This is a genomic window from Moorena sp. SIO1F2, from assembly GCF_010672755.1.
In the GTDB taxonomy this organism is placed as follows: Bacteria; Cyanobacteriota; Cyanobacteriia; order Cyanobacteriales; family Coleofasciculaceae; genus Moorena.
In genome coordinates this window covers 1-25,096 of record NZ_JAAHFV010000003.1, presented here as the reverse complement: position 1 = coordinate 25,096, position 25,096 = coordinate 1, and the positions used below count along the sequence as shown (strand labels likewise).

The 25,096-nt window shown below is 43.7% G+C and carries 22 protein-coding genes; 16 read left to right on the top strand and 6 right to left on the bottom strand.

Annotation, left to right across the window (positions count from 1 at the left end; all coding sequences use genetic code 11):
• Window positions 1–425: 425 nt before the first annotated feature.
• Window positions 426–1,412, bottom strand: a complete 987-nt coding sequence (locus F6J94_RS00570; RefSeq protein ID WP_293035859.1) for a DUF1822 family protein — start codon at window positions 1,410–1,412, stop codon at window positions 426–428.
• The gene (locus F6J94_RS00565; RefSeq protein WP_293035857.1) at window positions 1,409–2,413 is read right to left on the bottom strand and encodes a hypothetical protein; all 1,005 of its coding nucleotides are present in this window, start codon (window positions 2,411–2,413) and stop codon (window positions 1,409–1,411) included. The genes F6J94_RS00570 and F6J94_RS00565 overlap by 4 nt, the downstream gene beginning before the upstream one ends.
• Before the next feature lie 685 nt (window positions 2,414–3,098).
• Here F6J94_RS00565 and F6J94_RS00560 point away from each other — a divergent pair.
• Both F6J94_RS00560 and F6J94_RS00555 read left to right on the top strand, forming a co-directional pair.
• Window positions 3,099–3,440, top strand: a complete 342-nt coding sequence (locus F6J94_RS00560) for a hypothetical protein (protein ID WP_293035855.1) — start codon at window positions 3,099–3,101, stop codon at window positions 3,438–3,440.
• A gap of 18 nt (window positions 3,441–3,458) precedes the next feature.
• Window positions 3,459–3,821: a response regulator gene (locus F6J94_RS00555; protein ID WP_293035853.1), complete on the top strand. Its 363-nt coding sequence runs from the start codon at window positions 3,459–3,461 to the stop codon at window positions 3,819–3,821.
• A gap of 106 nt (window positions 3,822–3,927) precedes the next feature.
• Here the strand turns inward: F6J94_RS00555 and F6J94_RS00550 are convergent, their stop codons facing one another.
• A complete protein-coding gene (locus F6J94_RS00550; protein WP_293035851.1) occupies window positions 3,928–5,271 on the bottom strand; it encodes a response regulator in 1,344 nt (447 codons plus the stop codon).
• 140 nt (window positions 5,272–5,411) lie between these two features.
• Between F6J94_RS00550 and F6J94_RS00545 the strand changes: the two genes are divergently transcribed.
• From F6J94_RS00545 to F6J94_RS00520, 6 genes are all read left to right on the top strand, one after another.
• Window positions 5,412–6,356, top strand: coding sequence for a chemotaxis protein CheW (locus F6J94_RS00545; RefSeq protein ID WP_293035850.1), 945 nt, complete (start codon window positions 5,412–5,414; stop codon window positions 6,354–6,356).
• Window positions 6,357–6,379: 23 nt separating this feature from the next.
• Window positions 6,380–9,487, top strand: coding sequence for a GAF domain-containing protein (locus tag F6J94_RS00540; protein WP_293035848.1), 3,108 nt, complete (start codon window positions 6,380–6,382; stop codon window positions 9,485–9,487).
• A gap of 86 nt (window positions 9,488–9,573) precedes the next feature.
• Complete coding sequence (locus F6J94_RS00535) at window positions 9,574–9,723, top strand: hypothetical protein (protein WP_293035846.1); 150 nt, start codon at window positions 9,574–9,576, stop codon at window positions 9,721–9,723.
• Window positions 9,724–9,727: 4 nt separating this feature from the next.
• Window positions 9,728–13,948: a response regulator gene (locus F6J94_RS00530; protein ID WP_293035844.1), complete on the top strand. Its 4,221-nt coding sequence runs from the start codon at window positions 9,728–9,730 to the stop codon at window positions 13,946–13,948.
• Window positions 13,949–14,056: 108 nt separating this feature from the next.
• Entirely contained in the window at window positions 14,057–14,278 is a 222-nt protein-coding gene (locus F6J94_RS00525; RefSeq protein WP_293035842.1) for a hypothetical protein, read from the top strand.
• A 351-nt stretch (window positions 14,279–14,629) separates the two neighbouring features.
• On the top strand, window positions 14,630–15,199 hold the full coding sequence (locus F6J94_RS00520) for a hypothetical protein (RefSeq protein ID WP_293035839.1): 570 nt from the start codon (window positions 14,630–14,632) through the stop codon (window positions 15,197–15,199).
• Here F6J94_RS00520 and F6J94_RS00515 read toward each other — a convergent pair.
• On the bottom strand, window positions 15,130–15,438 hold the full coding sequence (locus F6J94_RS00515; protein WP_293035835.1) for a DUF29 family protein: 309 nt from the start codon (window positions 15,436–15,438) through the stop codon (window positions 15,130–15,132). The two genes, F6J94_RS00520 and F6J94_RS00515, sit on opposite strands and share 70 nt — an antisense overlap.
• Window positions 15,439–15,469: 31 nt before the next feature.
• Window positions 15,470–15,634: a DUF29 family protein gene (locus F6J94_RS00510; RefSeq protein WP_293035832.1), complete on the bottom strand. Its 165-nt coding sequence runs from the start codon at window positions 15,632–15,634 to the stop codon at window positions 15,470–15,472.
• Window positions 15,635–16,075: 441 nt separating this feature from the next.
• On the opposite strand from F6J94_RS00510, the gene F6J94_RS00505 reads away from it, so the two are divergent.
• From F6J94_RS00505 to F6J94_RS00480, 6 genes are all read left to right on the top strand, one after another.
• Window positions 16,076–16,678: a Uma2 family endonuclease gene (locus F6J94_RS00505; protein ID WP_293035829.1), complete on the top strand. Its 603-nt coding sequence runs from the start codon at window positions 16,076–16,078 to the stop codon at window positions 16,676–16,678.
• A 353-nt stretch (window positions 16,679–17,031) separates the two neighbouring features.
• Complete coding sequence (locus tag F6J94_RS00500) at window positions 17,032–18,555, top strand: CHAT domain-containing protein (RefSeq protein WP_293035827.1); 1,524 nt, start codon at window positions 17,032–17,034, stop codon at window positions 18,553–18,555.
• A gap of 68 nt (window positions 18,556–18,623) precedes the next feature.
• Window positions 18,624–19,589, top strand: coding sequence for a hypothetical protein (locus F6J94_RS00495; protein WP_293035825.1), 966 nt, complete (start codon window positions 18,624–18,626; stop codon window positions 19,587–19,589).
• Between the two features lie 19 nt (window positions 19,590–19,608).
• Window positions 19,609–20,613, top strand: a complete 1,005-nt coding sequence (locus F6J94_RS00490) for a MoxR family ATPase (RefSeq protein ID WP_293035822.1) — start codon at window positions 19,609–19,611, stop codon at window positions 20,611–20,613.
• Entirely contained in the window at window positions 20,610–21,713 is a 1,104-nt protein-coding gene (locus F6J94_RS00485; protein ID WP_293035819.1) for a VWA containing CoxE family protein, read from the top strand. The genes F6J94_RS00490 and F6J94_RS00485 overlap by 4 nt, the downstream gene beginning before the upstream one ends.
• Window positions 21,710–23,683 (top strand): formylglycine-generating enzyme family protein, encoded by a 1,974-nt coding sequence (locus F6J94_RS00480; RefSeq protein ID WP_293035816.1) that lies wholly within the window; start codon window positions 21,710–21,712, stop codon window positions 23,681–23,683. The genes F6J94_RS00485 and F6J94_RS00480 overlap by 4 nt, the downstream gene beginning before the upstream one ends.
• A 4-nt stretch (window positions 23,684–23,687) precedes the next feature.
• Here the strand turns inward: F6J94_RS00480 and F6J94_RS00475 are convergent, their stop codons facing one another.
• Window positions 23,688–23,975 carry a hypothetical protein gene (locus F6J94_RS00475; protein ID WP_293035813.1) on the bottom strand — a complete coding sequence of 96 codons (288 nt, stop codon included), beginning with the start codon at window positions 23,973–23,975 and terminating at the stop codon, window positions 23,688–23,690.
• A gap of 75 nt (window positions 23,976–24,050) precedes the next feature.
• On the opposite strand from F6J94_RS00475, the gene F6J94_RS00470 reads away from it, so the two are divergent.
• A complete protein-coding gene (locus F6J94_RS00470; RefSeq protein ID WP_293035811.1) occupies window positions 24,051–24,260 on the top strand; it encodes a hypothetical protein in 210 nt (69 codons plus the stop codon).
• 83 nt (window positions 24,261–24,343) lie between these two features.
• Window positions 24,344–25,078 (top strand): transposase, encoded by a 735-nt coding sequence (locus tag F6J94_RS00465; RefSeq protein WP_293035809.1) that lies wholly within the window; start codon window positions 24,344–24,346, stop codon window positions 25,076–25,078.
• Window positions 25,079–25,096 lie beyond the last annotated feature (18 nt).

The window sequence follows — 25,096 nt, the reverse complement described above, 5'->3', positions numbered from 1 at the left end:
CCTTAACTCTCGAACAATTAGAAGAGTTGATGGCCACAGCATTAACGGTTAACTCCCTAGATGAGTTTAGTGAACATTTGCCCAATTAATTAAATAAGGCCACACCCCACCTCGACCGTGGGGTGGGTTTTCCTCTTGATTTTACAACTCCGATGGTCAGCGGTCAGTGGTCAGCTAACGTAACTCAGATTAAACTAATGCTTACCTGTTTTATTCAAAAGCTGATAGCTGTTCGCGAAGCGTGCGCGTAGCGCATAAGCTGATAGCTGATAGCTGTTCGCGAAGCGTGCGCGTAGCGCATAAGCTGATAGCTGATAGCTGTTCGCGAAGCGTGCGCGTAGCGCATAAGCTGATAGCTTACCTAAATTATAAATTTTTCCGTGATACTTATATCTCCCAATTTTAATCTGACGCTGATAGCTTACCTAAATTATAAATTTTTCCGTGATACTTATATCTCCCAATTTTAATCTGACACTGAATCGTTCCTCTGGTTGGCAACTGAAATCAATTTGGATCTTGTCGTTAGTTTTTCCAGCTTGAGCTTTCATACAAGACTTTCCCGATTCATCCAGTAAATTCACCTGCAAATCTGGTGGTAAATACATTGCATCCCCCGCAGGATATAGCCGCATAAAAATATCGATATCTTCAGTATCAGGAGGTTGGAAATTCACTTGCAGCAGCAAGACTACCCCTTGACCAGCTAAGTCCATTAGCTTGGCTCGCATCGTTGATCTGTCATTACCCCTTAAAGCCTGTATCCTCGGTTCTTGGTTGGAGCGCCGCTTGATACCTAACTCAGATCCTCTGAAGGAAGTAACGGTTTTGAAACTAGACCTGTACCTATACTCAGGTAGCAGTGAGGCTGGTGGTTGCCAATCTGCCTGAAATAGTTCCTCAAACCATTGGGTTACCCTCACCGATTTCTTAATCCAATCAATCTTGTCAATTAGTGTATCGAGAGATTCAAGCTGTTCTAGGGGTAAAGGGTCTAGGGATTTAGCGATCGCATGATACGGAGCAAATCCCAATAACTCTACCTGGTCTAATTGCTCACTGAACTGCACTGCCACATAGCCAATCCGGTCTTCGGTCACTTCTAGTGGCACGTTCAAGGCTGACTCACCTGGTAACACTGGACGACATTCCAATTTACCAATGTTGGGCAAAACCAGATCAGCTACATCAAACAATGCTCTTAAACCGGGATTCCAACAATCACTTTGAGCAAGATTACTGGGAATCTCGAGCCATTTAAGATAGTTGTTAACAGCATAAACTGCTAAAGTATTTAAATAGACGTGTTTTCCCTTCCGAGGGGTGGTTTGTTCAGCAGCAAACTGTGCTGCATAACTATGAGCGTATGGGCTAATAGAAACTTTAATATTAGTTGATTCTGTAATAGTCATGGTTGATATCCAAACGTTTTACCGATGTCTTGCAGCCTTGGCAGGCATTTTTTCTTCCAGTGAGAGTAGAGAGTTTGTTGGTTAGCGTTAAATTCTCTAGCAATGTCAGCAATTCTCTGGGGTGGTTCTTGTACTAGCAACCGCATTGCTAATAACTGACAATTACATTTGGGATATTTGCGGGGATGACAACCGATTAATTTCCGATCTGGATCGTTTTTAATTTCTTCGAGAATGGCTTTACTTAGACGCTGGCGTTCAGCTGTCTGGATTTCTTCAATGTAATCATCCAGTCTACTCAAGGAAGGTCTAGGGTCTGGCAACCGGTCTTCTAGAGTCCTTGAATCTCCCTCACTGTTACCGATCGGTTGATTAGTGCTAATCCCTGGATATCTACTATCTGAGATATATAAATCTCGGATGCGCCAGCGTAAATATCCGTTGATCCAGGTCACTAAGCTTTTTTCAACGGAGGTTGAACTTGGCTCAAACTGGTACAGATTGCGAGTGACCCATTCCCAGGTTCGATTTAACGCCTCTAGAGAGTCTACGTGGGAAGATTTGTAAATGCCAGGTAGATTTTGAACAACGCTCAGGAGACGATTCAAGGCTTTCTGCCGCTCAGGACTTGGGTCTGGGTAGCGGGATACTTCTTCAATTAGGTTTCTTAGGATTTCATCCACAGGAGTCTTTTTCCCCAGCTGCCCTGCCTTTGGCTGCCATAGTTGAGCAACACCAATGCAGCGATCACAAACCAGGATACGAGAGTCTACATGGGTGAATTTTAACTGACTTTTAACTAACCAATTAAACTCCCAGTCGCTGGTATGACTGCTGATAAGCTGGATGCGCCCTGATACATTAACCACCATTGTTAATCCTCTCGATTGCTGACCCGCAGTTGTTGTACCAAGCCTAGATAACTCAGAGGCTGGCTTTGGGTCATTGACCAGTGGGGAAATGGGTAATGGTGGTTTAGGATCATGACTAGTTAGGATCATGACTAGTACTGTTTTGAACTCTCTATGTACTTATCAGCCCTAGCTGATCATTTTATGAATCCGATTTTTGGAATCCGAGCCGGTTGACTGAAAAAACTCTCCTGTGTGTTACTGCTATGTAAACAGCCCAAGAAGCCTTCTTGACTCAGGCTTCTCAAGCTTAGGCTGAGTTTGTGATAATATTGTGAATTTTTTATACTGTCAACTCTCTACTGTTAAGTCTCTAATAATATTTAGGATACTAGCTTTACAGACCATAAAGAATCAACTATACTCCGATTTAATAGTCTCGATTCAGAAGTCAAGATTCATAATATAGCACTTATCATAGTCATGAGGTACAAAATTCTGGGTGTTAGGGAGCAGGGACTGAGGCCGTAGGCCACGCTACGCGTTCGGAGCAGGGAGCAGGGAAGAGAGAAGAGGCAAGAGGCAAGAGGTAAAAAATCCTGTGTACCTCATAGCTATAATAAACGCTATATATAGCATTTATATCTCGGTTGTAAACACACTTATTGCCGAAAAATGCAAGAGGCAAAAGGGGAAAGATATCAGGAGTTTTATTGGACATAAAAAAACATACATACAATTTTACATTTCAAATACCAACTATATTTTAGTAAACTCACAATTGGCTGCTATATATACACTTTTTACCAAATTTTAAATTATTTCAAATCTTTGATTGCTGACCTTTAAAAATTGCTTAATTTACTATTCTATTCCCTATTATCCTTTTCCGATTCCCTATTTCCGTTTTCCCTACTCCCTCCTTTGCTCTGGTCACCAGGAAGTATGGTTATTCAACCGGATTTTAGATAATATAGCACTACGCATTAAGGTGTTTGACATTCCTAAACTCCGAAACTTAGTCATAGCTTACTTGCGGACTTGCGGACTTGCGCGTAGCGCTATACCTTTGGGTGGAAGAGCTGAGTTCACCCTGAACCAAATAACACTAGCGCTATATAAAATTGCTGAGAAAATCAGTAATTTTGCCCTTGCCATTAACAAATTTTCTGTATAAGGTGCTATACTTTAATCTATGAAAACTGTTTTGGTGGTAGAAGATAGCGTAACAGAAAGACAGTACCTAACTCGCTGTTTGCAACAAGCGGGTTTGGGGGTTACTGGCGTGGCTAGTGTTGAGGAGGCTCAGGAAAAATTATCTCACCATCGGCCAGATTTAGTGGTTTTAGATGTAATTTTGCCTGGTCAAAGTGGTTTTGAGTTTTGTAGAGCCCTGAAAGTTAATCCTGACACTAGCGAGATTCCTGTGGTGATTTGCTCCACCAAAGGTACTGAGGTGGACAAAATTTGGGGAAAGATGCTGGGGGCTGATGCCTACTTAGCTAAACCAGTGAATCCAGAAGAACTGCTGTGTACCCTAGAGGAGCTGATTCAATAGTTAGTGTTTGTTGAGTGTTAACCGTTGAGTGTTAACCGTTGACCTAGGACAATTTTTGATTCCCCCCACCTCTAGACTCTTGCTTCACTTCCGGAGTCTTGCCTTTTTAAACTGGATCGGTCTTGCTGGGCGAGGTTGTATGATACTTGCGCACCTTTGCCACTACTTTCTGATTGTCGATGGGTTTGGTCAGGAAATCAGTCGCCCCAACGATTCTGGCTCGTACCCGGTCCACAATACCATCTTTAGCAGTCAGAATAATCACTGGTGTATTGGCAAACATTGACACCCGGCGGATCTGGGCGCACATTTCGTAGCCATTAACAATCGGCATCACCAAATCCAAGAATATTAAATCTGGCTTATGTTTGAGTAGCAACGGTAGAGCTTTGATAGAGTCTTGGATTCCTAAAAATCGATAACCTGCTGATTGAATCACGTCCTTCATAATTTTACAGGTTTGGGGGTGGTCATCAATACAGACTATTAATGGCTGATCAGACTTCTTCTGGGATTTTTGGGTTTGGGATTTTTGGGTTTGGGCTTTTTGGGTTTGGGCTTTTTGGGTTTGGGCTTTTTGGGTACTAATGCCTGCCTTGGCGGGGAGATCTTCAAAGTTGGGAGCTATCAAATCAGGCACTTCTACTAGTTCAATCAGTTGTTTCTGAATATAAGGATTTAGCGATCGCGTCAGCAGTAACAGATCTCGTTTGATCAGGGCTGCTATATCTCGAAGAGTGCGCTTACCGTTGATGAGGGTTACCAAATTTTTGTAGGTGGCCACTGAGGTTTGCTCTTGCAAAGCCGACTTTTGCAACAGCACCGGTGCTAAGTCAGGAGAAACATCCTCCAAACCCATTTCTGACCACTGCTGCCAGACCTGTTGAACTTGCTTGATAGTTGGTTCTACCTCTAACATCCACGTTTGTGGCAAAATCCCCTGGATAGAGGGACGTACTCCCAACTGGGCATTGAGCAAGAAATTGTCAGGCTTCTTGACCGTAGTTTCAATGGTGTTTGACGACACAGAATCATTACTGGGTTGAATTAGGGTTTTCTCCCGAGAAACTAAGGTTAGGCTCTGGAAGATATCAAACAATATTTCTGCTACAGTGCCTTTAATTACAACCACCGTCTGTTGGGGGTTAATCATTCGTTTCCGTGCTAACAGCACCATCAAGTGGTAGTCCCAACAGGACTCTGGCTCTATCTTTTTCAGGGCAATCCGATTAGGATTAACCTCAGGACAATGGTAGAGTATCTGCCGACACCAACGCCTAGTGGGATGAACACTGCCAGATGCCCATACCAAACGGCCATAGCTCAAGTAGAAGCTCCATTGCTGAGCAGTTGACACCTTCAGATCCAGTCGGCCAGTAAATTTTTCCTGACCGTAGCGTAATAGCTTAGCACTCAAGCTATTACAAGTAGATTCAACCCTGGTTTTCATTGGCCCATAAATTCACCCAATTTTAAAAACGTGAGCAATCACTCTAACCAAAATGAAAAATCATTACAAATCAAGCAATTAAATACCTTGGAATTGTATTTATCATAAATTTTTGATCATTTGGATAGTAACTTGGTGTGATGAGCAAAGAGCAGATTTCCAAGACCAGCAAAATTTTACAATTAGCTAAACAGGGAAACCCGAACGTCATCGCTGCCATACTGAATCACAAACTTCAGCACGAAGGTATTATAGCTAAAGTTAAACTTCACGATAGCTGTTTATTGGTTTTACTCGAAGCAGACCCCGCTCCAAAACCAGGAGCTGTGGTAAGATTTATCTACTACACCATCAGCAAGCTAAAACCAAACTCAATTGATACCGTCAAAATTTTGGGGCGTAGCCTAACCGAAAAACAACCAGCATGGCGCAAACAAATTAAAGTAGAAAGCATTCCGGTGGTGCTAGACTTGTCTACTTGGGTAGAGTCAGGCTCAACAGTGAGAACTAATCAAGCTCATTATCCTGTCTCCTGGCAGAACAATGAACATCATTTCCAGGGGAATCAAGCTCAATTACCTCTGGCTACCCCCGTTAAGGTCAGTGTTGATGGCCAACTTCCCCCCCAGGAGAAATTTTTGCGCTTCCAGGTAGGGTCTGGCAATGGGGCTTTGTTAGAGGTAAACTACATCCAAGCAATTCTGAATGTGTCGGTTGCTGAAATTTTGCCAATTCCCCATACTGCCGATAGTGTGATTGGGATTTACAACTGGCGTGGTGAAATGCTGTGGTTGTTAGATCTAAACTATCTCCTAGGATTTCCGGCTGTTTGGCAACCCAAAGACATCTCCAGGACAAAAATCATGGTGATTGTACTTCAACTCAACAGCAAACTTCTGGGACTGGTGGTTTCACAAGTGGAAGAAATAGAACAGCACCATTGGCAAAACTTACAACCCCCTGATCGATTATTGCCCCTCAGATTTGGGGAATTTGTCAAAGCCTATCTTCCCGAAGCCAGTAGTATTATCTTAGATGCCCAACGAATTGTTCAAGCAGCACTTGATATAAAGTATGAAGTATAAGTCAAATTTACGACTCTAGGCAGATGTCAGAAGCACAATGGGATGATAACGATTCAGAACTGCTCTTAGAAAATCAAAATCTACTCAAGGAGAATACTCCACATTTTTTTAACTCTCCTCGCCCCAACCTAGAGGGATTTAACGCTAGCCTAGACAGGCTAAAAACTGATCTAGACCAACGCCGAAGGGTAGATAAACTAGAGCTGAAAAAAAGTTTGGAGCAATTTGAATCCTTTGGTCAGGAGGTTGAGCAGTTTACAGCAGGGGTAAATCTGGAAATTCAGCAATTGAAGCTTAGCTACGAAGAGGCACTCCAACAACAGTTCCAAGCCCAGCATGAAAAATTGTTAGAGGTTAGCAAATTAATGAGTCAAGCTGGGGACTGGGAAACCTTACTGAACAATACAGTCAATGGGGTGCAACATCTCAGCCAAGCCGAGCGGGTGTTAATTTATCGCTTCAATTCTTCTCGCACCGGAATAGTTTTGGCAGAAGCAGTAGAACGGGGGTGGACTCCTGCGGTCGGGGAAAAGCTAGATGCTACTGCTTTTGGGGCTGACTTGTCCACAGACTATTTGCAGCAGTCAAGGGTAATTATCGATCAGGTCAGCAATGATTCGGTCACTCCCTACCAACTCCAGCTGCTGGAGAAATTTCAAGTTCAATCCAGTCTCAGCTTATGCTTGCCCGTATCGGGTAAAGCTTGGGGTTTGTTGGTCTTGCAGCGATGCCAGGTAAAGACAAACCAAGACAGGTCGGTTCCATCCTGGACTCCACAACAGATTAATTGCTTTCGGACTATTGCCACAGAACTATCCCTTCACCTAGCTACCGACGAGTTACGCACTCAGTTGCAACAGCAGCAGGCACGGGAGGCAACTGTGGCGAAAGTCATTAACAAAATTCGCCGTTCTCTGGATATCAAGACTATTTTCCAGACCACAACTCAAGAAGTGCGACAACTGCTCAAAACTGACCGAGCAGTTATCTATCGCTTTAATCCCGATTGGAGTGGTGAATTTGTAGCAGAGTCAGTGGCTGGAGGCTGGATTTCTCTGCTTCAGAGCCAGACTAATAGCCCACACCTAAGGGCTGATATCAGCGAATGCAGCATCCAAGAATTGGCCACTGAACCAATAATTAACCAGGTCGATACTTATCTTCAAGAAACCCAGGGGGGTGCCTATAGTAGGGGGGAAACCTACCGGGTGGTGGAAGATATCTACAATCAGGAGTTCACCCCTTGTTATCTGGAAGTTATAGAAAGTTATCAAGCCAGAGCTTATGTGATTGTAGCTATTTACCAGAATGAAAAACTCTGGGGATTATTGGCTACCTATCAAAACTCTGATATCAGGCAATGGCGGGAGTCAGAAGTTAGCTGGATGCTGGAGATTGCAGCTGAGTTAGAAGTAGCATTGCAACAAGCTCAGCTACTGGAGGCACAGCGGTTAAAGTCTGAGGAATTACGTCAAGCAGCAGAACGAGAACGAGTACTGAATAAGGTCACGGATAAAATTCAACAATCCCAAGACCTGCGCACTATTTTTAATGTTACCACCAACGAAGTTCGTCAACTCTTAGGGGTTGACCGTGTTACGATATATCGCTTCAATTCTGATTGGAGTGGCTCCTTTGTGGCTGAGTCGGTGGCTAGTGGCTGGACTTCCCTAATCCAGGAACAGACTAGTAATCCTCTCATCAACAAAAATATCAGTGAATGTATCGTGAAAACGGTGGCTGGAAATACCCCTGAGCAGTTTAGCCAGCAAGCCCTAACCATCCGAGATACCTATCTGCAAAGCATCCAAGGCAATCTCTCTAGCCAAGACAAACCGTTCTGGGTGGTTAGTGATATCTATAAAGGGGATTTTTCAAGTTGTTATATCGAGCAGCTAGAGCGATATCAGGCTAGAGCCTATACTATTGTGCCAATTTTCCAATGGGATAAGCTGTGGGGTTTACTGGCTGCTTATCAAAATTATGAGCCTAGGGATTGGCGAGGGGAAGAGATTAATTGGATGGTTCAGATTGCGGCTCAGATGAGTATACCGTTGCAGCGAGCGGAGTATTTGGAACAATTGCGATCGCAATCCCAACAATTAGCAGAATTAGCATCACGGGAAAAGGAGGCTAGGGAATTATTCCAACAACGTGCTATTGATTTGCTCACAGCTGTCCGACCTTCTCTAGACGGTGACTTGACCGTTAGAGCTCCGATTACCAATGATGAACTGGGAACTATTGCAGATGCCTACAATAACACCATTCAGAGTTTACGGCAAATTGTAATCCAGGTACTCTCAGCTTCTGTGAAAGTCGCTGAAACGGCTACAGAGAGTGAAGCAGCAATTACTAAACTTTCTGAAGAAGCCCAGCATCAGTGTCAGGAGTTGACCCAAGCGATGGATCAAATCCAGAGCATGGTTAACTCTACCCAAGCGGTAACTACTAGTGCCCAATCCATCGACCGAGCTGTGCAAGAGGCAAACCAAAAAGTAGCATCGGGGGAAACAGCTATGAACCGCACGGTGGAGGGAATTCTAGGAATTCGGGATAGTGTGGAGGAAGCCAGCCATCAAATTAGACAGTTAAGTCAATACTCTCAAAATGTTGACCGGGTCTTAAATTTGATTAGTGATTTTGCGACCCAAACCCAGCTACTCTCCCTCAATGCTGCTCTCGAAGCCACCAGGGCTGGGGAGTATGGTAAAGGTTTTGCGGTAGTAGCTGATGAGGTGCGCTCCTTAGCTCGACAGTCGGCCAAGGCAACTACGGAAATTTCTAATTTAGTTGCTGAAATCCGCACTCAGACCCGAGAAGTGATTAAAGTGACCGAAGTCGCGATCGCTCAGGTTAATACTGGCACAGAACTGGTAGAAGAAAGCAAGGGCAATCTAAATGCGATCGCATCAGCTACTGCTGAGATTAGCCAGTTAGTTGCAGACATTACCCAGGCAACCCTCGCCCAACTGGAACAATCACAATCCGTCACCCAAACCATGAAAGAAGTTGCCGCCATATCCACCAATACTTCTGAAGACTCTACCGAGCTTTGGGAGTCCTTCAAGGAATCCCTCACCACCATCAAAAACCTACAGGCAGCTGTTGAGCAGTTTACCGTGAACTAGTTATAGCGCTGTGGGTGGGGAGTGTGGAACCTGGGCGCGAGTAGTGTGGGGCGGGGGCGCGGGGAGGTTGGGGAGCAACTGGCGCTTTGAGATTGGTTTTAGGGATTATTATTCCCTTGAATTATATAGCGTTGATTATACTTATCAGGTACAGTCAAGTTTCTACTCCCTACTCCCTACTCCCTACTCCCTACTCCCTACTCCCTACTCCCTACTCCCTACTCCCTACTCCCTAAAAAAATGTCAACTATTGATCCAGAAACCTATCAATATTTTCTTGGGGAAGCCCAGGACTTGCTGCAAGTTATTGAACAAGACTTGCTGGCTTTGACACCGGACAAGCCAAAAAACCAACTTTATGACTTAATGCGAGCGACTCATACCCTGAAAGGCGCAGCTGCTAATGTCCAGCAAGACACCATAAAGAGTGTAGCACATTATCTCGAAGATGTCTTCCGGGCAATGTTAGCCCCTGAGGCAACCATTGATACAGAGCTAGAAACACTAATGTTTGAGGGATATCAGTGCCTCAGGATGGCACTGACCGCTGAAATGACCGGGGAGTTGAACAAGAATACTGAGATTATCAACCGAGCTGCAGGGGTGTTTGCTAAACTGCAAGCTAAATTAGGAAATTGTTTTGACTATCAAGCTTCTCTACCTACATCAGCAGAACTTGGGTTTGATATTGTCCAATCTATCTTTGAAGTAGGAGTCAAGCAACGAATCGATCACCTAGCTTCGTTGTTACAGGTTGACAGGTTGGATGTTGAAAGTTCTCAAGGGTTACAGGTTGACAGGTTGGATGTTGAAAGTTCTGAAGGGTTACAGGTTGGCAGGTTGAATGTTGAAAGTTCTCAAGGGTTACAGGCTGGCAGGTTGAAGGTTGAAAGTTCTGAAGGGTTACAGGTTGGCAGGTTGAATGTTGAAAGTTTTCCAGACAACCTTCACCCTTCCACCAACACTAACCTTCACCCTTCAACCAACACTAACCTTCAACCTTCAACCAACACTAACCTTCAACCTTCAACCAACACTAACCTTCAACCTTCAACCAACACTAACCTTCAACCTTCAACCAACACTAACCTTCAACCTGCTAACCTTCAACCTTCAACCCAAACTAACCTTGGCCTATTGGCCACGCTACGCGAACAACCTGCCAACCTTGAACCTCCAACCCCTGATCATGACAAGGCTACGTTGATAGAGATTGCTGAGACCTTGCGAGAACAAGGTGAAATATTTGTAGGGTTGGGGGAATCCTTGAACTTACCAGGGTTTAAAGCAATTGCCGAACATACCCTCAAAGCCCTTGACGCTAACCCTGAACAGGTGATGGAAATTGCCAAGATTGCTTTAACGAATTTCCAGGAAGCTCATACCGCTGTCTTAGCAGGCGATCGCACTCGTGGAGGAAACCCCAGCCTCGCCCTTCAACAATTAGCTGGGTCACAAGAAGAGTTACAGGTTGTTCGCGAAGCGTGGCCAAAAGGCCAAGGTTGGAACGTTGAAGGTTGGAACGTTGAAGGTTGGAACGTTGAAGGTTGGAACGTTGAAGGTTCAAAACCTTGGCCAAAAGGCCACGCTACGCGAACAACCAACACTAACCTTGAACCTTCAACCAACAATAACCTGGAACCTTCAACCAACACTAACCTGGAACCTTCAACCAACAATAACCTGGAACCTTCAACCAACAATAACCTACAACCTTCAACCAACAATAACCTGGAACCTTCAACCAACAATAACCTTCAACCTTCAACCAACAATAACCTTCAACCTTCAACCCAAACTAACCTTGGCCTATTGGCCACGCTACGCGAACAACCTTCAACCCAAACTAACCTTCAACCTGCTAACCCTAAACCTTCACCACCTATCGATGAATTACTTGAGGAAACTTTTGGTAATATTTCTCTTGCACAAGAGCAAGCGAATCAAGTGTTTCCTGAAGAGGAATATCTTGAGCCAGATAGTATACTTCCAGATAGTATATTTCCAGATACTATCTTTCTGGATGAATCTTCAGAAACCGTAGCAACAGACAATCTTAACCAAGCTCAGACTGACCCTAAGCAAGAGTCGGAGTTAGCAGTTAACCCTGAATCAGCAAAAGAATTAAACCAAATATCAATATCTCCTCCCGATCGGGAGTCTGCAGAGGCTGGTGTGCCTTTATTAGCAGATGGCTCGATCAAGACATCGGCCACAGTGCGGGTTGATTTAGAAAGTCTGAAACACCTATCTCACCTAGTTGGGGAACTACTAATTAACCAAAACCAGTTAGGATGGCAGGATGAAAACTGTCAAGGGGTAGTTGAAAAACTTTCCAATTGGCTCAAGCAACATCGCCAAACCCTGACTCAACTGCGCACTCAGCTCAAGAAGCATTCCTCTAATCAGCAAATTTCCAAGCTGTGGGATTCCGCTTGGGAAGAAACCCTACAACTGACTCAAGCTACAGAAGACCTGAGCCTGTTAGCCACTACGGCTGCTGCTAGTGTGGAACGAGAACAGCGTTTATCAACTCAGCTCAGGGATACTCTTCAATCTGTTCGGACTATACCTCTGGAACATCTGCTTAAATCCTTTCCCTCCATGGTGCAGCAGTTGTCTAATGTCCATCACAAGTCAGCGAAATTAACCCTCAGTGTGACTAATGTCCTAGTTGATAAAACCATTGCTAATCATCTCTATGATGCTTTACTGCATCTAGTCCGCAATGGTTTCGACCATGGTATTGAATCCTCGGAGGTTCGCCAAGAAAGGGGTAAACCTGCTATCGGTAAGATTGAAATTCGTGCTTTCTATCAAGGAAATCGCACCATCATTGAAGTCACAGATGATGGTCAGGGACTGGACTTGGAAAAGATTTATCATCGTGCCGTGGAAACCAAACTGCTGAGTGTTGAGCACTTGGAAGCCCTGGGCGAATCACCGGAGCCAAATCAGCTATTAGACTTACTGTGTCAGCCAGGATTTTCCACTGTTTCTCAAATCAACGAGCTTTCTGGACGAGGTATTGGCCTAGATGTGGTGCGCTCCCAACTGCAACGGATTAACGGTCGGGTAAAGGTTCGCTTCCAGCCGGGTCTTGGCACGACCTTTTGCTTGCAGATCCAAGAAGCTCTCAGGAATGCCAGGGTGCTAGTGGTTCAAGCTAATGAGAGAGTGTATGGGTTTGTGGCTAATGAGATTGAACAGATATTGTTGCCAGCATCTGAGCAAATCCAGATGGTGAGTGATCAAAAAATCCTGAATTGGCATCACAGGGGGAATGAGTATAGCACCCCTGTTTACCAACTCTTATCCTTACTGGAATACTCATCCCAACAGGGATCGACAGTACCAGCTTGGAATCCCTTGCTGACTAAACCTCAAGAGATTAATCCGATCCTATTGATGAATACTGGTGAAGGATGGGTGGGACTAGAAGTGGAACAAGTACTCGAAGAGCAAGAACTCGTGATCAAGCAGCTGTCTAATGCGATCGCATATCCTCCCTATGTTTATGGTTGCAGTATTTTGGCCGATGGTCGTTTGATTCTGGTAATTGACGGTACAGGGTTACTTAACTATGTACAGCAGCTTCATCAATCTCAGCGATCATTGTTGAAGGTTGGGAGGTTGAAGGTTGAAGGTTCTGAAGAGTTGAAGGTTGGGAGGTTGAAGGTTGAAGGTTCTGAAGAGTTGAAGGTTAGCAGGTTGAAGGTTGAAGGTTCTGAAGAGTTGAAAGTTAGCAGGTTGAAGGTTGAAGGTTCTGAAGAGTTGAAAGTTAGCAGGTTGAAGGTTGAAGGTTCTGAAGAGTTGAAAGTTAGCAGGTTGAACGTTGTTCGCGTTCGCGCAGCGGAGGCCGAAGGCCACGCTACGCGAACGGCTTTGCCGAAAGCGTGGCCTTTTGGCCAAGGTTTTCCAGACAAGCTTCAACCTAATCATAGACAACCTGATAACCTACCCTACTCGAACGCCAAAGGCGAACAACCTGATAACCTTCAACCTAATAACCTTCAACCTGCCAACTTACCCTACTCGAACGCCAAAGGCGAACAACCGGGTAACCTTTATAAAACCTTTTTAGTTGTCGATGATTCCATTACTGAGCGACAAAATTTAAGCCTAATTCTGGAACGAAATGGTAACCAGGTGCTGCAAGCTAAAGATGGTTTAGAGGCGATAGAATTATTGCGCAAAAGTGATGGTGTTGATCTGATAATCTGCGATTTAGAAATGCCACGGTTAAACGGTATTGAGTTTTTGAGTCTTAGTCATCAAGACCCAGCTTTAACTGATATTCCTATTATTATGCTCACCTCCCGTAGTCAAGAAAAATACAAACAACTTGCTACCGAACTTGGAGCTATGGCTTATTTAACTAAACCGTATTTAGAGGAAGAGATTTTAGCAACAATTAATAAAGCCGTCAGCGGTCAGCAGTCAGCCGTCAGCCGTCAGTGATCAGTGGTCAGCCGTCAGTGGTCAGTGGTCAGCCGTCAGCGTTGCTGAATCAAAAAATGAATCGGAGTAGAGCGGGCATCCTGCCCGCCCGAAAATGAAACGGGCAAGATGCCCATTCCACGGCAAGATGCCCATTCCACGGCAAGATGCCCATTCCACGGCAAAATCACATTCCACGGCAAGATGCCCATTCCACGGCAAGATGCCCATTCCACGGCAAGATGCCCATTCCACGCAAGATGCCCATTCTACAGGTGCGACCCAAGGGCGCGAGGGATTGCTCGCGGCCTTGGAGGCACGCACCTACCCTTAAAATCATTCCATTATTAAGCAACGCCCAGCTGTCAGCTTTGTGGCACAGGCTTCGACGCTGTGACTTCACTCAGATTAAACCAATGTTTACCTGTTGTCTTGATGCAATAGCGAGTGGTTTGAAGTTACCGTAAGACAGGCTCGCCTTAATCAATAAGTTTTAACCATGCATCTGCATAGCCTACCAACCATAAAGGCTCAACGTAATCAGGTTTCGTCTCCGGGGGAAAACCCCAAGACCGTAATGGTGCGTTTTCCGTAGGCGAATTAAATTCGCCACGGGTCGCACCTCTGCATCGCTTATTCAAAAGCTGATAGCTGATAACTGATAACTGATAGCTGATAGCTTACAAAGCAGGGAGTAATAAAATGAAAAAAGTCCAAATTATTGTATTTAAAATCGCTAAGTATTGGTTAGCCTTACCAATGAAAGTGGTTTTGAAAGTTAGGGATTTTTCCAGCAACATTAGGGAGAGTACCAGGGATAACAGACTAATCCATCTAGACAATCGAACCTTTACCCTGCTCCCTTTAAAACCAATACTAGTCAAACCTAGTAAAGCTAAGGTACCCCTAGGTCAAGGTTTAGGGGAAACCGCTGCTGTTAGACAATTCCCTATTGATTTATCCAATGTTGGGGAATTTTTGATCATCGTTCAAACTCCCGGGGGAGACGCCTGCGCCATACCGGTTGATCGGCTACCCACTATGATTGATTTGCCTTTATCAACAATTCGTAAATTGCCAGACTCTTACAGTCAAACCTATCTCCTTGGTATGGCTAATTATTTCGCGGTGTGGCAATCCGAAGCAGACAAATTAACCATTTTTTTGCTAGATTTAGAACGAGCATGGAGTGTGGTAATAGGTTATAGTTCAGGGAGTCGGGAGTCGGGAGTCGGGAGTCGGGAGTCGGGAGTTATAATAGGTAAATCTTGATATAAAATATCAGACGTGAAAGGACAATTATGGGGTAAACTAACAGATGGATAATTCCTGGTAACCTTCTTCAGTGGATATCTGTAGCAATCGGAAAAGACTGATTCAAGATAAGGCTTGAGGCTAGGAGATTCAGACAACAGAATATTAATCTGTTCTCTCTGCTCTTCGATGGTATTTTCCCAGCTTCGATAATCATCTTCTGAATCCACATACTGCCTTTTAAGCAAGTGTTCCATCAAAACTTTAAGTCTGCTCTGAAGCTCTCGTCTATCGGTTCGCGTAGCGTCGGCGAAAGCCGAATCGTCCCAAGGATGTTATCTCCTCAATTAAATTCTCTATGTCCAACTCATCAAAGTTTCTTGTTTTGAGTTGCTGGCAAGTTGTCTCAGTCCACATAACGAAGTCCTGATCATACAAGTCACTATTACTCATTGCTTGCTCCTGCTTTTTGTTTTTTTTTATTGATTATATCATCTCACGTTTTTTTGTAAAGTTGTTGATAAAATTAACTATAATATTGATATTATTATAGAATAAATTAAAAGAAAAGCCTGAATATTCATAATAGCTTGTATAGCGGTTTTCAATTTGGTGAGGTACAAAGTTTATGGTTTTAGGGAACAGGGAACAGGGAACAGGGAACAGGGAACAGGGAACAGGGAACAGGGAATAGGGAATAGGGAAGAAAGAAGAGGGAACAGGGCAAAAATTATGTGTACCTCATTAGGCTAAAAACCGCTGTATCTTACATATATTCCGCAATGGGTAGTGCTATAATTCAGAAACAGCCATAAAAATCTCCCCATCTCCCCATCTCCCCATCTCCCCATCTCCCTATCTCCCCACTCTTTCCCTTTTCCCTTTTTCCCAACCATGGATACAACTCAAACCCCTTTAACATTATTGCGCCTGTGGACGGTTGAGGAATACCACCGGATGGCTAAGGTGGGAATTTTGCAGCCGGATGAACCAGTTGAATTAATTGCAGGACAGATAATTAGACAAATGAGTCCCCAGGGAACTCCCCATGCTACTGCGATTCGGCTCACTCGCCGATTGTTGGATAATCGTTTACGAGAGCAAGGGTTAGTTCAAACACAATTACCAATTCAGTTAAGTAATTACTCTGAACCAGAACCAGATCTAGCCGTAGTTATGCCAGATGAACTGCGATACCTAGACCATCATCCGACACCATCAGAAATTTATTTAATTATTGAAGTTGCTGATACTACCTTGAAGAGAGATTGTGAACTAAAAGCTAACCATTATGCAGAGGCAAAAATTGCTGATTATTGGGTGATTGATTTAAGTAATCGTCAATTGCATGTTTTTCGAAAACCGACTGATCAAGGGTATCAAAGTCACGTAATTATGGCAGATAATCATACAATTTCACCGTTCCAGTTTCCAGATTGTTTATTCAATGTATCTGAAATGTTGCCACCAGGGATTCCGGAGTTTGTTGAGGGTTGATACTCTCCAAAATTATCTTATCCTATTCCCCGTTTTTATTTTCCTGTGCTTTATGGGTCTGTATCAAACAAGATATATATAACGTTTATATAGCGTTGAAAAATAGGTCATGAACAATCTTGATAATTTTTAATAACACAAAAAAATACTCCAAACTATTTCCTACTGCTCCCTGCTCCCTGCTGCCTGCTACCTTTTCCAATAACTCCTATGTTCACAAATCAAATACAAACGCTATAATTAGCCCCAAAGATGTTAAAATAAGGGTGATATGCTGGCGATACCAAAGAAAATCAGATGGTATTCCAACTAAAGTTAATGGTCGCCATAGGTGATAATATATAGATTGTGGAATGAAACTGCTGGAACTACACTTTTATCCCATTAAAGGCAAGCAAGACTATTTCAAAGTTAGTGGGTCGGGTTCCTTAGGAGAAGTCCATTACGAAGCTGGTCTGCCTTTTATTGACAGTCAGACTCCCCAGGTCCAGGACAGACGTTTCACGGTAGTTAAGATATTAGAGTCAACTAAGTTCAAAGAGAAGGACTTTTCGGAAGATGAGCAGGCTTGGATGGTACGTGAGCAACTGCTACTACCGGAGCGCAATGCTTTTGACCCTGAATACTTGGCTACTATTGGGCGTAAGCTCTATCAAGTATTAGGTAAAGACATTCAGCTGGTGATAGAGGCAGCAGTAGCAGAGGCTAAACGCGATCGCATTTTCTTACATATTCGGTTGCGGTTTCCAGCAGAAGACCCTAAACCTGTGCGCATTACTGATTATCCTTGGGAATTACTCCATAACCAGTATGGGTTTCTAGCCCACCAAGGGGTGACCTTCTCGCGCTATATTGCCTATCGTAGTCCTCGTCCTAATTTACCGGGAGTTGAACGGCTCAATGTCCTGTTGATTTCCTCTGGGGCAGGGGATGAGACAATGGGAATGGAATCGTTACCTGCTGTTGAACGACATGCGATCGCAAACGGATTGCAACGGGCTCAGGAACAAGGGAAAATCCAACTCGAAATTTTAGAATCTGCTACATTAAAAGCACTCCGCAGGCGATTGTCAAAGCGCCAAACCTCAGCAGTGCCTAGCGTTCTGCATTTTGATGGACATGGCTTTTTTGGCAAGCGCTGTAATGAAATAGGGTGCAAGAAAGTTTATAACCAGGGTGTAACTCAGTGTGAATGCGGTGCCCCATTGGCAAAAAAACCTCAAGGTTATTTGGTGTTTGAAGACTCAGATGCCAAAGCTGATTATGTCAGTGCCAAAGAACTGGGAGAACTCTTGGGGAATTTGCAGCGTCGGGAGCAACCGAATTCAGAATCGGGAATTGCTTTAGTTGTTCTGAGTGCTTGCAAAAGTGCCATGTCTCGAAAAAGTGAGTCTGTCTTCAATGGGGTGGCTCAGAGTTTGATTGGTGCAGGTATTCCCGCTGTAGTGGCAATGACCTATTCCATCAGGGTCGATGCAGCTAGTGCGTTTGCGGAAGAGTTTTATCATTCAGTGGGGGAACAAGAGTCATTAGCGATCGCATTGCGTTGGGGACAAAGTGCTATGGGTATTGAAGGGAATCAGTGGTATCGTCCGGTGCTGTATCTGCGTTGGGAGGATAATGAAGGGGGACAGTTGTTTAAATCCGTTGAACCTGATGTTTTGCCTCAAACTATGCCTACTCAGCCTCCCAGTCAATCCTCACGTCAACTAACTCGTCTTCAGGAAGACCTTGAAGATTTAGAAGAAGAATACGAAGCGTGTAGAATACAATACCGTGGAGTTATAGATGATGCTGAGCGCATTCGACTGAAAAGGAAACTTAATAATTTGTCTGAGCAAATAGCTGAGATACAAGAGCAGCTTGAACAACTTTGATTGAATAGGAGTTAATTGGAATAGTTGTTCTGCAAAATTATTATTTGATACTTTAAATTAATCCATAGATGTTTTCTGATTCTAATCGACGACGAGAGCTTATACAAGAGATTGCAGACTTAATGGAGGAAGAAGAAGCTTGCAGAAGACAATACCGTGCAGCCATAGATGAAGCTGAGCGCGTTCGCCTGAAAAGAAAACTTAATAATTTGTCTCAGCAAATAACAGATAAAGACAATCAACTAAAGCAAAAGGACTCCATTCAAAATGCTAATCGCCGCTTTTTAGCTTTAGAAGACAAACTTTCCAAACTTGACTTTAAAGAGCAAATTAAACTTATAAAAAATATTTTTGATGAATTTGAAGAGAATGGACTAGCATTATTTTTTATCAATGAAAGTTTAAATATGGCAGGAGATTTATTATGTTTAGAAATTCAAAATTTATTAAAAGATGAGACAACCGACTTACAGCATTATGAGATAGCATTTTCGGTTGACAGAAGATTAGATGAAGTAGGGTTTTTACAAGGATTAGGAGGATACTTAGGAATTAATGAAATCAAAGGTAAAGATGAATATTTAAAAATCATTGAAAAATTTTCAGAGCTTATCAAAAATGGAAGTATTATTTTTATTGAATTAAAAAAAATTGATTTACTAGATAATCAAGCAAATTTCTTGGAATGGTTAGTCAATTTTTTTTGGAAATCATTAATTGAAAAAGTGCCTTTGATTTGCAAAAACCAAGATATCGAACAAGTAAAATTTATAATTGTTGTTGTTTCAGATGATAATATATCGGATGAATGTTCAAACTTGTCATTTTTTTGTAACGAAAGATGCTTTGATAAAACTAAATTTTTGGCAATTCCTTTGAAGGAGTGGACTGAGAAAGAAATAAGGCTTTGGTTAACCAAATACTCAAGATTATCTAAAAATATAATTTCTCCCATGGCTAAGAGTGTGTATAAGTCAAGCCGTGGTGGCACCCCTAAACTGATATGTGATGCGCTAAGGAATAAGCTAAGTTAATTTTTTCATGGAGTAGCTTATGAAGTTACCGACTAAACTGACCTTTGAAAATCATCTTACTCGCAGACCTAAAAATGCTCATAAAGATTCCCCACAAAATCCAGAGCCTTATGTGGTGTCTTCAGAATTAAAAAAAGCGGTAAATTTAGCAATTTATCTCAGGCGACCGTTACTATTAGAAGGGGATGCGGGGTGTGGTAAAACTCGTTTGGCTTCAGCGGTTGCCTATGAATTAGGACTGCCCCTTTATCGCTGGGATGTGCGTTCAACAACCAAAGCCGAAGATGGACTCTATGAATATGATGCTATTCTCCGATTACATGATGTACACACTCAAAAAGTAGCACCAGAGCCCACCGTTGCTCATGGACAACCGGAGCCAGAAGACTTGGATCAGGAAGACTTAGACCAGGAAGACTCGGAACCAGTTAATCGCAATCCTGCTAATGCTAAACACTATCGTCAATTTGGTGCCTTAGGGAAAGCCTTTAGGTTGAAGGATTGTCCAGCTGTGGTATTAATTGATGAGATAGATAAGGCAGATTTAGATTTTCCCAATGACTTGCTGACAGTATTAGATGAGCCTTGGGAATTTAAAATAAAAGAAACTGGAGAAACCATTACAGCAACACACAAACCCATTGTGATCATCACCAGTAATAAAGAAAAAGGTAACCTGCCTGCACCATTTCTCCGTCGTTGCCTGTATCATTACTTAGACTTTCCTAACGACCCCAAACAGTTGCAGGAAATTGTTGATAAACACTACCAGGTTTGTCCGGAAGCACCACCCCCTGCGGATTTAGTCGATACTGCGATCGCTCGTTTCCTGGCGGTCTGGAACGAAGGGGGACTCTTCAAGACACCAGGAACTAGTGAATTTCTCGATTGGCTCAAAGCCCTTCATACTTTTGAATCAAAGCCTTACAATCCAACAAAATTAAAAAAAGACCAACTGCTCCCCTATCCAGAGTTACTGTTTAAGCTGCAACAAGACTGGAAAAAATATGCTAAAGCCTCATGAACTCCTTTAACCCCCAAGATTGGGTAACTCGTGCTTTCATTAGCCTGCGCCAAAACAGATTTCAGCTTGGCGTAGGGGAACTTTTCGCAGCACGGCAAGCGGTAAAAGGGGGATTTGGAGAGGATGAAACGGCACTGGCAGAGACATTAAAGCTTTTATGGTGTCACTCTCGCTCAGAACAAAGTCAGTTTGACTCCATCTGGAACTCTATCAGGGAGTCGTTGGGGGTTATTTCTCCCTCCAAACCCTCTGAAAATAGTGTTTCAGAAAAACCCAAGTCTAAACCTGATCACGAGCAGCTCAAGGTATCCCAGAAATTATTGCAGTCACCACCCCAGGAGGTTGTTACCGAGAGCAAACCAAAACCGGACTGGTCATCCTTACCGGTGCGGGCACCCTCTACCTTTGTAGAAAACGAAGATACTTCTAGCTTACAGACATACTATCCCATTTCCCGCCGTTCAATGGTCTATAACTGGAGGTATTTGCGCCGACCGATTGCCGATGGGTCAATGGATCAACTAGATGAAGCCGCAACCGTTAAGCAAGCAACTCGGCAAGGGTTTTATCTGGCTCCAGTCTACCGCAGACGTGAACAAAACCATGCCCATCTCCTACTAGTCTTGGATCAGAATGGTTCAATGACTCCGTTTCATCGCTTCACCAGTGACTTGGTAGAAACGGCACAGTATGAAAGCACTCTGCAACCAGAAAAGGTCAATGTGTTCTATTTCCATAACGTACCTGCTGCCAGTGTCTACAAAGACCTCTACTTGACAGAACCCATCCCCTTGCAAACCCTATTCACAATCTGTGACCAGGAAACTAGCGTATTAATAGTCAGTGATGCTGGAGCAGCACGGGGGTATCGTAAGTTAGAGAGGATTCGGGCAACTACCAGCTTTCTGTTTAAGCTAAAGCGGCACACCACCCTCTTGGCTTGGTTAAATCCAATGCCAGAAGACCGTTGGCTGGGTAGTTCCGCAGAAATTATTGCTAATTTGGTGCCAATGTACCAGATGGATAATGATGGATTAAGTAATGCTATCGACATTGTACGTGGACAACCCCTACAACACCTCCATTCCCCCTGCTCATGACAACTGTAGCTGAGGAAGAACAATGGCACCAACAAGCAGCAAAGCAAGCCGTCGAGCGGTTTGTAAAACGTTTTGATGAGTCCTATCGGGTCCTGGCCTATCATGCTGCTTTGCCTCTGGTGCTAACACCGGAGCTAGTGAACTACTTGCGCAATCAGTTTTTGCGCAATGAAAACGTTCCGTGGGTGGCAGAGGTTGATTTGTTACTGTCGGATTTGTGTTCTCAGGTGGGCTATGAGCTTTACGCCATGGATACTCATATCCGAGGCTATCTGCTAGAGCAAATGAAACAAGACCCCCGCTTTGGTAAGCCGCGAATGCAGCAAGTGGCTCAGGTTTTAATCAACTATGTCAAGTATCTGAGTCACCTTCATCCCGGTAGAAAGCAAAAGGAATTAGAGGCACAGCGTTGGGCAGCAATGGTGTATTTAGGGGATGAACAGTGCAAACAGGCAGCACGAGAGATTGCCCAGGGGCTCATAGAAACCAGTAGTGGAACCGATTCTGAAAATCTTACTGAATCAGGTATGCGGGCAGAATTAGCACGATTAACACGCATTACCGCAGAGCTATCCCCTCAGTTACAACAGGAACCAACCTTGGTGGAGTACGCCAGACTGATCCAGCGAGTCCTAAGACAGCCAGATACAGTTACTCCAGCTGAACTTAATCCCTATCAATTAGATGATTTGGAGTTGAGAGTCCCAGATTGGTTATTACCAGAAACACTGACAAATACGGTGTCAGTTTCTGGGCAGACAGTGACTGAGGTTGAAGGTTTACCACCCCTGCAAACCTTTCAATGTAAGGTGCTAACCATTGGGCTTAGAACAGGGAAAGAGATATCCTCAGAGATTGACTTAGAACCTTTTGACTTTGAAGTGGCAACGATACAGGTAAAAGACCCCATTCAAACCGCTGAAGAAGCAGTTTTTGGTTCAACAGGACCCTCGTTTACAGACCGGCAACGAAGCATCTTGAGAGGAGCATTAGACAATCAGACTTACCAAGAAATCGCCCATTCACTAGGCTACAGCTCAAAATATTTACAATCTGTTGGCTCTAAGTTATGGAAACTGCTTACAGAAGCCCTGGGTCAAAAAGTTACCAAAACTAATCTTAAGTCTGTATTAAATGCGGGATTAACGATCCACCGTCATCAGCACCAAGCTTATGGTTTTACCCAAGACTTAGGGAATGGAGTTGAGCTAGAGATGGTTGCTATCCCTGAAGGAAGTTTTATCATGGGTTCCCCAGAAACCGAACAGGGGCGTACTAATTATGAAAGTCCCCAGCATCGAGTCACCGTTAAATCCTTCTTCATGGGCAAATACCCAGTGACCCAAGCCCAATGGCAAGCCGTCGCCGCCCTACCCCAAGTCAACAGAAAACTTGAAAGCGATCCATCTTATTTTAAAGGGGAAAACCGACCTGTAGAGCGAGTCTCTTGGGATGATGCGGTAAAATTTTGTGAGCGGCTGTCCCAGTATACCAAACGCCCTTATCGCTTGCCCAGTGAAGCCGAGTGGGAGTATGCTTGTCGAGCAGGTACAACTACTCCGTTTCATTTTGGCGAAAGCATTACAACCGACCTAGCTAACTATGATGGCAACTCTACTTATGGCTCTGGTTCTAAAGGCAAATATGTTCAGGAAACCACCCCAGTGGGTAGTTTTGGGGTAGCCAATGACTTTGGACTCTACGATATGCATGGCAATGTGTGGGAGTGGTGTACAGACCATTGGCACTCAAACTATGAAGATGCACCAACAGATGGCAGTGCCTGGGAAGATGATAATGACAATAATAATGATAATGATAACAAAAAAAGGCTGTTGCGGGGTGGTTCCTGGGGCAACGTCCCTGATTTCTGCCGTTCTGGGTCTCGCTACGGCTATAGTCCGGCTCTCGGGCACTACTACGGCAGTATTGGTTTTCGTGTGGTGTGTGGGTGTGCGTGGACTCTGTAACCCTTTACCCTTTTACCCTTTTGCCCTTTCCCCTGTTTTCCCTTTTCCCTCTTCCCCTTTCCCCGCCGTAGAACTGGCATCTTGCCAGTAGCCGGAATAGTCCCGCGTAGAACTGGCATCTTGCCAGTAGCCGGAATAGTCCCGCGTAGAACTGGCATCTTGCCAGTAGCCGGGGAATATTTCCTGTGTAGAACTGGCATCTTGCCAGTGGCCGGGGAATAGTTCCTGTGTAGAACTGGCATCTTGCCAGTGGCTCCAGAATAGCCTTTATGAATGTGTCAATATCAATCAAATTAAATATTGGTCACTGGTAATATGCCATCATATTGGTCACTGGCAAGATGTAATAATCCTGGTCACTGGCAAGATGCCAGTTCTACTCTTATCACCACTGGCAAGATGCCAGTTCTACTTTGATCACCACTGGCAAGATGCCAGTTCTACTTTGATCACCACTGGCAAGATGCCAGTTCTACTCTTATCACCACTGGCAAGATGCCAGTTCTACTCTTATCACCACTGGCAAGATGCCAGTTCTACTCTTATCACCACTGGCAAGATGCCAGTTCTACTTTGATCACTGTGGAACAGCCTTTCAGCCTGTCTCAACGCACTAAAATAAAAAAATATACCCCATTAATGTCTTTAAAAATGTAACTAATGACTACCCCTAACTCTCCATCCTATGGGGCACAGGCTTCGAGGCGGTCTCAAACCAAGATTAATAATTATGACTGGCAGGATGCCAGTTCTACCAAGATTAATAATTATGACTGGCAGGATGCCAGTTCTACCAAGATTAATAATTATGACTGGCCAGATGCCAGTTCCGATTATCACAGGCCAGATGCCAGTTCTACTTATGACTGGCCAGATGCCAGTTCTACGAATTATAGCAGTTTCAGAAAGTTCAAAAATCTTAAAATTAGCCAAAGGACTCTTCCTCACTGGGAATCAGCAGGAGCAATTTACTTTGTAACTTTTAATACGTTTAAAAAGCTAGAGTTGACCCCAGAAGCCAGACAAGTAGTTTTAGATTCCTGTTTATTCTTCAATAACCAAAGGTACAAAACGTATGCTGTTGTGATTATGCCAGATCATGTGCATTGGTTAATACAGCCTTTGCTAAAATCCGATCAGGAATATTGGAGCTTAGGTAGTATCATCCACAGCATTAAAAGCTATAGTTCTAAGCAAGTTCCTAAAGTAATGAATCATATCGGTATTGTTTGGCAATATGAGCGATATGATCGCATTATGCGAGATGAAATAGAATTTTTAGAAACCTGGAACTATATCCGAGAAAATCCTGTAAAGGCTAATTTATCTGAGATGCCTGAAACATATCCTTTCTTCTGGCAAATGGATAGTGTACAGAAATCTTCTGTAAAATAATCAATGGTAGAACTGGCA

Bases quoted from the DNA above. Each gene is read 5' to 3' on its own strand.
- F6J94_RS00570 (WP_293035859.1), bottom strand. From the start codon at position 1,412: ATGACTATTACAGAATCAACTAATATTAAAGTTTCTATTAGCCCATAC.
- F6J94_RS00565 (WP_293035857.1), bottom strand. From the start codon at position 2,413: ATGATCCTAACTAGTCATGATCCTAAACCACCATTACCCATTTCCCCA.
- F6J94_RS00555 (WP_293035853.1), top strand. From the start codon at position 3,459: ATGAAAACTGTTTTGGTGGTAGAAGATAGCGTAACAGAAAGACAGTAC.
- F6J94_RS00550 (WP_293035851.1), bottom strand. From the start codon at position 5,271: ATGAAAACCAGGGTTGAATCTACTTGTAATAGCTTGAGTGCTAAGCTA.
- F6J94_RS00545 (WP_293035850.1), top strand. From the start codon at position 5,412: ATGAGCAAAGAGCAGATTTCCAAGACCAGCAAAATTTTACAATTAGCT.
- F6J94_RS00540 (WP_293035848.1), top strand. From the start codon at position 6,380: ATGTCAGAAGCACAATGGGATGATAACGATTCAGAACTGCTCTTAGAA.
- F6J94_RS00530 (WP_293035844.1), top strand. From the start codon at position 9,728: ATGTCAACTATTGATCCAGAAACCTATCAATATTTTCTTGGGGAAGCC.
- F6J94_RS00525 (WP_293035842.1), top strand. From the start codon at position 14,057: ATGCCCATTCCACGGCAAGATGCCCATTCCACGGCAAGATGCCCATTC.
- F6J94_RS00520 (WP_293035839.1), top strand. From the start codon at position 14,630: ATGAAAAAAGTCCAAATTATTGTATTTAAAATCGCTAAGTATTGGTTA.
- F6J94_RS00515 (WP_293035835.1), bottom strand. From the start codon at position 15,438: ATGGAACACTTGCTTAAAAGGCAGTATGTGGATTCAGAAGATGATTAT.
- F6J94_RS00510 (WP_293035832.1), bottom strand. From the start codon at position 15,634: ATGAGTAATAGTGACTTGTATGATCAGGACTTCGTTATGTGGACTGAG.
- F6J94_RS00505 (WP_293035829.1), top strand. From the start codon at position 16,076: ATGGATACAACTCAAACCCCTTTAACATTATTGCGCCTGTGGACGGTT.
- F6J94_RS00500 (WP_293035827.1), top strand. From the start codon at position 17,032: ATGAAACTGCTGGAACTACACTTTTATCCCATTAAAGGCAAGCAAGAC.
- F6J94_RS00495 (WP_293035825.1), top strand. From the start codon at position 18,624: ATGTTTTCTGATTCTAATCGACGACGAGAGCTTATACAAGAGATTGCA.
- F6J94_RS00490 (WP_293035822.1), top strand. From the start codon at position 19,609: ATGAAGTTACCGACTAAACTGACCTTTGAAAATCATCTTACTCGCAGA.
- F6J94_RS00485 (WP_293035819.1), top strand. From the start codon at position 20,610: ATGAACTCCTTTAACCCCCAAGATTGGGTAACTCGTGCTTTCATTAGC.
- F6J94_RS00480 (WP_293035816.1), top strand. From the start codon at position 21,710: ATGACAACTGTAGCTGAGGAAGAACAATGGCACCAACAAGCAGCAAAG.
- F6J94_RS00470 (WP_293035811.1), top strand. From the start codon at position 24,051: ATGCCAGTTCTACTCTTATCACCACTGGCAAGATGCCAGTTCTACTTT.
- F6J94_RS00465 (WP_293035809.1), top strand. From the start codon at position 24,344: ATGACTACCCCTAACTCTCCATCCTATGGGGCACAGGCTTCGAGGCGG.